The sequence below is a fragment of the Clostridia bacterium genome (assembly GCA_019683875.1).
Classification (GTDB): domain Bacteria; phylum Bacillota; class Sulfobacillia; order RBS10-35; family Bu92; genus Bu92.
This window is the reverse complement of sequence record JADGHN010000092.1, coordinates 1-7,169: the sequence shown is the minus strand read 5'-3', so window position 1 is coordinate 7,169 and position 7,169 is coordinate 1. Positions and strand designations below refer to the sequence as shown.

5 protein-coding genes are annotated in these 7,169 nt (G+C 68.4%); 4 read left to right on the top strand and 1 reads right to left on the bottom strand.

Annotated features, from left to right (window positions below; genetic code table 11):
* Positions 1 to 161 precede the first annotated feature (161 nt).
* Positions 162 to 1,526 carry a S41 family peptidase gene (locus IRZ18_07615; GenBank protein ID MBX5476969.1) on the top strand — a complete coding sequence of 455 codons (1,365 nt, stop codon included), beginning with the start codon at positions 162 to 164 and terminating at the stop codon, positions 1,524 to 1,526.
* Between the two features lie 38 nt (positions 1,527 to 1,564).
* Entirely contained in the window at positions 1,565 to 2,407 is an 843-nt protein-coding gene (locus IRZ18_07610) for a serine hydrolase (GenBank protein MBX5476968.1), read from the top strand.
* 81 nt (positions 2,408 to 2,488) lie between these two features.
* Here IRZ18_07610 and mgtE read toward each other — a convergent pair whose 3' ends face one another.
* On the bottom strand, positions 2,489 to 3,838 hold the full coding sequence (mgtE, locus tag IRZ18_07605; GenBank protein MBX5476967.1) for a magnesium transporter: 1,350 nt from the start codon (positions 3,836 to 3,838) through the stop codon (positions 2,489 to 2,491).
* 131 nt (positions 3,839 to 3,969) lie between these two features.
* Between mgtE and uvrB the strand changes: the two genes are divergently transcribed.
* Together uvrB and trpS are read left to right on the top strand one after the other, a co-directional pair.
* Positions 3,970 to 5,970: an excinuclease ABC subunit UvrB gene (gene uvrB, locus IRZ18_07600; GenBank protein ID MBX5476966.1), complete on the top strand. Its 2,001-nt coding sequence runs from the start codon at positions 3,970 to 3,972 to the stop codon at positions 5,968 to 5,970.
* Positions 5,971 to 6,066: 96 nt separating this feature from the next.
* Positions 6,067 to 7,050 (top strand): tryptophan--tRNA ligase, encoded by a 984-nt coding sequence (gene trpS, locus IRZ18_07595; protein MBX5476965.1) that lies wholly within the window; start codon positions 6,067 to 6,069, stop codon positions 7,048 to 7,050.
* Positions 7,051 to 7,169: the final 119 nt, after the last annotated feature.

Below are 7,169 nucleotides of genomic sequence, written 5' to 3'. Positions count from 1 at the left end.
GGGCCGCACCTGCACTTTGAGGTGCGCGTCAACGGCGTCCCCGTCGACCCGTCCGGATACGTGAACCTGCATTGACGTACGTATAATTGCATCGGATTGCGCACGCGCTCGCCCTCGGGTGACCCGGGGGCGACTTTGCACAGGGGAAGGGAAGTGCACGGATGGCCGACGGGCCCGACTTCGGAAGCGCGCCGCGGCCGCGCTGGCGCCGGTTCTTGGCCCCGGTGGCGCTGGTCGTGGCCACGGCGGTCGTGACGTACGCAGCGACGGACGCGCTCAACGGCTACATCTACGCGCAGCGGATGAAGCGCCTGGGCGTCGCGGAAAAGCTCGTGGACACGCCGAACTTCGGCAAGCTCCTCGACGTGCTCAACCTCATCCAGGAGAACTACTACCAGAACCCGAAGGATCCCGAGGCGCACGGGCGTTCCGGCCCGCCGCCGCTCGACAAGCTCATGGAAGGGGCCGTGGCCGGCGCGGTCGCTGCGCTGCACGACCCGTACTCCATGTACTTCGACGCCTCCGCGCTGAAGGATTTCAAGACGGAGACGAGCGGCCGCTACGCCGGCATCGGCGTCCTCGTGGAGCAGAAGGAAGGGTACACCATCGTGCTCCGGCCGTTCCCGGGCACGCCGGCCGCGGAGACGCCGTACGAAGGCGCGCCGGCCGGAGCCCCCAAGGGGCTGCAGCCTGGAGACAGGATCGTGGCCGTCGACGGGAAGAACGTCGTCGACCAGGACGTCGCCGATGTGGCCTCGGCGATCAAGGGCCAGCCGGGCACGCAGGTGCGCATCACGGTGCTCCGGTCGACTCCCGATGGGGACCAGCGGCTGGATTTCGTCTTCCGGCGCGCCACCATCGAGGTGCCGCTCGTGGAGACGAAGATGCTGAGCGGCTCCATCGGATACGTCGAGCTCAGCGAGTTCGACGAGGTGGCCGTGGACGAGTTCCGGAAGGGCCTGCAGACGCTGAGGGACCAGGGCGCCAAGGCCATCGTCCTGGACCTGCGCAACAACCCCGGCGGCCTGCTCGACGTGGCTTCGGCCATCGCGGGCCAATTGCTGCCGCCGGGCCCGCTGGCGTACGTCGTCGATCGCACCGGCAAGACGCAGGTGTGGGAGATCAAGGGCAGCGGCCGCGGCCTCGGGCTGCCCATGGCGGTGCTCGTCAACGGCTACACGGCGAGCGCGGCGGAGATCCTCGCCGGCGCGATCCAGGACTACGGCGCGGGCACGATCATCGGCGAGCGCACGTTCGGCAAGGCCGTCGTCCAGCGCACCTACACGTATGACGACAACACGGGCGTCAAGCTGACGGTGGCGCAGTGGCTGACGCCCAAGAAGCGGAGCTTCAACAAGACGGGCCTCACGCCGGACATCACGGTGAAGGAGCCGGCGGACGCCATCCAGGGCGATCTGGCCCGGGATCCGCAGCTTCAGCAGGCCGTGCGCACGCTCGCCGGCAAGCTGGGTGAACCGGCGCCGTCGTTCCCGGCGGCGGGATCGTCGCCGAAGCCGTCGCAGTAAGGACGAAGCCGTCGCAGTAAGGACGCGGGGGGATCGTCGTGGATCAGGCGGTGCGTGCCATCGAGCGCATCGTCGCCGAAGCGGGCGGGCGCTGGGGCATCGTCGTCGAGGAGTTGCACGAATCGGGCGAGGCGGGGACGGCCGGCGGGGAGCGATTCCGGTACGCGCTGAACGAGCATGACCCGTTTTACGCGGCGTCGGTCATCAAGGTCCCGATCATGGCCGCCGCGTACGTCGCGGCCGACCGTGGCCGCTTCCGCTTCAGCGACCGCGTCGTGCTGAGGCCGGAGGACCAGGTGCTGGGCAGCGGCGTGCTCCACGCGCTGACCCCCGGCACGGAGTGGACCGTGGCGGACCTCGTGACGCTGATGATCATCGTGAGCGACAACACGGCGACGAACATGGTGATCGACCTCGTCGGCGCCGACCTCATCCGCGAGACCATGGCGCGCCACGGCATGGTGAACAGCCGCTTCTACAACAAGCTCATGGTGATCCCGGCGGAGCTCGAAGGCCGCAACACGATCACCGCCGCGGACGTGGTGGCGCTCTATCGCGCCATCGCCCGCGGCGAGATCGTGTCGTGGGACGCGTGCCGGCGCATGGTGGAGACGCTGAAGAAACAACAGTTCACGCACGGGATCGGCGGGCTCCTGCCGGAGGCGAGCGACGAGCCGGTGGGGGCGCTTCCGCCGTGCGAGATCGCGACGAAGAGCGGCTGGGTGACGGGGATCGTGCACGACACGGGCTTCGTGTTTCTCCCGGGGCGGAGCTTCGCGATGGCCTTCCTGAGCGAGGGCGTGGCGGACGCCGGCCGCGCCCGGCGCGCGATCGCCGAGATGGCACGCGCCGTGATCGACGCGGCGTCCAGCGCCCGCTAGCCGGCCGCTCGCGAGTTGCGCGCGCTGGACCCGCCGGCCGCCGGAAGCGTCAGGACACCGCCGAGCATGAACGGCCTGCGGTCAATGAAGGCCGAGCATCATCCGCGCGACGCTGAAGTAGATGAACAGACCCGTGCCGTCGACGAGCGTGGCGATGAACGGGCCCGACACCACCGCCGGGTCGACGCCCAGCCGGTGCAGCACCAGGGGCAGGAACGCCCCGACAAGAGAAGCCCAGATCACGATGAACAGGGCGCTCAGTGCCACGACCACGCCCAGGCTCGGCCCGACGCCGACAATGAGCGCGCGGACAAGGCCCGCCGCTCCCATCGCCAGCCCCAGCATCACGCCCGTGGCGGCCTCGCGCGCCACGACGCGGAACAGGTCTCGAAACGCGACCTCGTGGACGCCCAATGCCCTCACCAGGGTTGCGACCGTCTGCGACCCCGTGTTCCCCCCCGTGCCCACGAGCAGGGGAATGAAGATGGACAACGTGGCGTCCATGGAGATCAACGGCTTGAAATGGTTCAGCACGGTCGTCGTGTAGGCCTCGGCGATGAACAGGACGAGCAGCCACCCGACCCTCTTCCGGAAGAGCGTCGGGATCGGCGTCCTGAAGTACGACTCCGTGAGCGGCTGGCTGCCGCCCAGCTTCTGGATGTCTTCCGACGCCTCGTCGCGGATGACGTCGACGACGTCGTCGACGGTGATGATGCCGACGAGCCGGTCCTCGTCGTCGACGACGGGCAGCGCCACGAAGTCGTACTTGGACAGGAGCCGCGCGGCCTCTTCCTGGTCGTCCAGCGCGTAGGCCGCGATCACGTCGCGGTTCGCGAAGTCGCCCAGCCGCGCATTCGGGTCGGCGAGGAAGATCTCCCGCATCGACACGACGCCCGTCAGCCGGCCGCGCGCGTCCAGCACGTAGACGTAGGACAGCGTCTCCGCCTCGCGCGCGACCTTGCGGATGTGGCGCAGCGTCTGGTCGACGGTCCAGTTCTCCCTCGCGGCGACGTAGTCGACGGCCGCGAGGCTTCCCGCGCTGTTGGGCGGGAACGTCATGAGGCGGTCGATCTGCTCGCGGTACTCCGCGGGCAGCCAACCCAGGAGCTTGGCCGCCTGGTTCGGGTGCACGGCGAGCAGCAGGTCGACGACGACGTCGCTCGACATCTCAAGAAGGAGCTCCGAACCGACGTCCGGGCTGAACTGGTGGAGAAGGTGGTACTGCTCGACCGGCTCGAGGTACTCCAGCGTGGCCGCGGCGTAGTCGCGCGGCAAGAGGGGGATCAGCGCGAGCTGCTCGTACGGATGCAGTTCACGCAGGAGTTCGGCGAAGTCGTACGGTTGCAGCGCGCGCACGCGTTCCAGCCAGGCGGCCGCCTCGCCGGAGGCTTGGCCCCCCGCGGCGTTGAGGTGCTCGCGGATCGTCTGCAGGAGCTCTTCGCGATCCGTCGCTTCCACGCATGCCACCACCCGCCGCCTTCCGCAGATTGCGCCGACTCACACCTCCTCATAGTAATGGCGGCGCGGCGCTTCCGCCACCGGTCAAGGGCTATAATGAAGCCATGCCACCGTTCAAGGTCCACGCGCCGTTCCAGCCGAGCGGCGACCAACCCAAGGCCATCGAGCAGATCGTGGAGGCGTTCGAGGCGGGCGCCAAGGACGTCACGCTGCTCGGCGTGACCGGTTCGGGCAAGACGGCGCTCATGTCCTGGGTCATCGAGCGCCTGCAGCGGCCCACGCTGATCATCGCGCCCAACAAGACCCTGGCGGCACAACTGTGCGCCGAAATGAAGGAATTCTTCCCCGAAAACGCGGTGGAGTACTTCGTCTCGTACTACGACTACTACCAGCCGGAGGCGTACATCGCCGCCACCGACACCTACATCGAGAAGGACGCCCTGCGCAACGACGAGATCGACAAGCTCCGCCACTCGGCCACCATGGCGCTCTTCGAGCGGCGTGACGTCATCATCGTGGCGAGTGTCTCCTGCATCTACGGCCTGGGCTCGCCGGAGGACTACAGCTCGCTGGTGCTTTCGCTGCGCGTGGGGATGGAGAAGCCCCGCCACGAGATCGTCCGCAAGCTCGTGGACCTGCAGTACCAGCGGAACGACATGCAGTTGGACCGCGGCCGGTTTCGCGTCCGCGGCGACGTGATCGAGATCTGCCCGGTGGGCTCGACGGATCGCGCCATTCGCGTGGAGCTCTTCGGCGACGAAATCGAGCGGCTCGTGGAGATCGACACGCTGACCGGCGAGATCCTCGCGGAGAACCGCCACGTGGCGATCTACCCGGCCAGCCACTACCTGACGTCGCCCGAGAAGATGGAGCGCGCAATCGCGTCCATCGAAGCGGAACTGGAGGAGCGGCTGAAGGAACTGCGAGCCGCCGGCCGCCTTCTCGAGGCGCAGCGGCTGGAGCAGCGGACGCGCTACGACATCGAGATGCTCCGCGAGGTGGGCTACTGCAGCGGCATCGAGAACTACAGCCGCCACCTGACGGGACGGAAGCCGGGGGAGCCGCCATACACGCTTCTCGACTTCTTCCCGAAGGACTTTCTCTGCTTCATCGACGAGTCGCACCAGACGATCCCGCAGATCCGCGGCATGTACGAAGGCGACCGCTCCCGCAAGCTGGAGCTGGTGGAGTACGGCTTCCGCCTTCCTTCAGCGCTCGACAACCGCCCGCTCACGTTCGAGGAGTTCGAGCGGCGCATCGGGCAGACGCTGTACGTCTCGGCCACGCCGGGGCCGTACGAGCTTGAACGCAGCCAGCGCGTCGTGGAGATGATCGTGCGGCCGACGGGGCTCGTCGACCCCGAGGTCGAGGTGCGCCCCACGCGCGGCCAGATCGACGACCTGCTGGGCGAAATCCGCAAGCGCGTGGCCAAGGGCCACCGCGTGCTCGTGACCACGCTCACCAAGAAGATGGCGGAGGAGCTGACCGACTACCTGCGCGAGGTCGGCGTCAAGGTGCGGTACATGCACTCGGACGTCGAGACGCTGGAGCGTATGGAGATCGTCCGGGACCTGCGCCTGGGCGTGTTCGACGTGCTCGTGGGCATCAACCTCCTGCGCGAGGGGTTGGACATCCCCGAAGTGAGCCTCGTCGCCATCCTCGACGCGGACAAGGAAGGCTATCTCCGTTCCGAGCGCAGCCTCATCCAGACGATCGGCCGCGCCGCGCGCAACGCGGAGGGCAAGGTCATCATGTACGCCGACCGCGTCACCGACTCCATGGCCGCCGCCATCCGCGAGACCGAGCGCCGCCGGCGGATCCAGACCGAGTACAACCGCCGGCACGGCATCACGCCCCAAACCATCGTGAAGCCGGTGCGCGACGTGATCGAGAACACCCGCGTGCTGGCCAAGGGCGAGGGCTACTGGGACGGGCGCAGCCTCAAGGACGTGCCGCCGCGCCAGATCCCGAAGCTCGTCGAGAAGCTGCGCAAGGAGATGAAGGAGGCGGCGAAGGCCCTCGAGTTCGAGCGGGCGGCGCTCCTGCGCGACATGATCATCGAACTCGAGAGCCGCGCGGCGGAAGCGCGCACAGGCGCCAAGTAGCGCGCGGGCGAGGGCCGCGGGCGGCCCTCCCGCGCAGTCTGCCGCCGCGGGTGTATCCTGGACAAGGTCGAACGGCTTCGGAGGTGGCAGACTCACATGGCCCGCGTCCTATCGGGCATTCAACCGACCGGCCAGACGCACATCGGCAACTACCTCGGGGCGTTGCGCCATTGGCGGCCGCACCCGGACCACCTGTACTGCATCGTCGATCTCCACTCCATGACGCTGCCGTACGACCCGCAAGAATTGCGGGAGTCGACGCGGTCGATGGCGGCGCTGCTCATGGCCCTGGGGCTCCACGAAGGATCGGTGCTCTTCGTCCAGTCCCAGGTGCCCGCGCACGCGGAGCTCATGTGGATCCTCAGCTGCGTGGCGACGATGGGCGAGCTCAACCGGATGACGCAGTTCAAGTCCAAGGGGCGCGGGCGCGCGTCCGTCTCTTCCGGCCTGTTCATGTACCCCGTGCTGATGGCGGCGGACATCCTCCTGTATCAGACGGAGCAGGTGCCCGTCGGCGACGACCAGAAACAGCACGTGGAACTGACGCGCGACATCGCCGAGCGCTTCAACTCGCGCTTCGGCCCGACGTTCACGCTCCCGGAGGCCGTCATCCCCAAGGTGGCCGCCCGCGTGATGTCGCTCACGAATCCCACGGAGAAGATGTCGAAGAGCTCGCCGGATCCGGATTCGAAGATCCTCGTCGTGGACGAGCCTGACGTGATCCGGCGCAAGATCATGCGCGCCGTCACCGACTCCGGCCGCGAGGTCCGCTACGACCGCGAGGGCAAGCCCGGCATCTCGAACCTCCTCGAGATCATGTCGGCGTTTACCGGACGACCCATCCCGGAGCTGGAGGCGGAATACGGCGACCGCGGTTACGGCACGTTCAAGCGCGCGGTGGCGGAGGCCGTGGTGGAAGGCCTGCGCCCGCTGCAGGAGCGGTTGCGCGACATTCTCGCCGATCCGGGGGAGATCGAGCGCACCCTCGCCCGCGGCGCGGAGGAGGCGGCGGCTCGCGCGGAGCCCACGCTGCGCCAGGTGAAGGAGCGGGTGGGGCTGCCGGTCCCGGCGCGCGGTTAAGGGCGACCCCAAAAGGCGAACATATGTGCGCCAATTCGTGATAGAATGGCGTGGGGGGCCCCCCGGGGGGGGGGGGGGGTTTTGGGCGCGGGGGGGGGGCGCCCCCCCGGCCCCGGGCG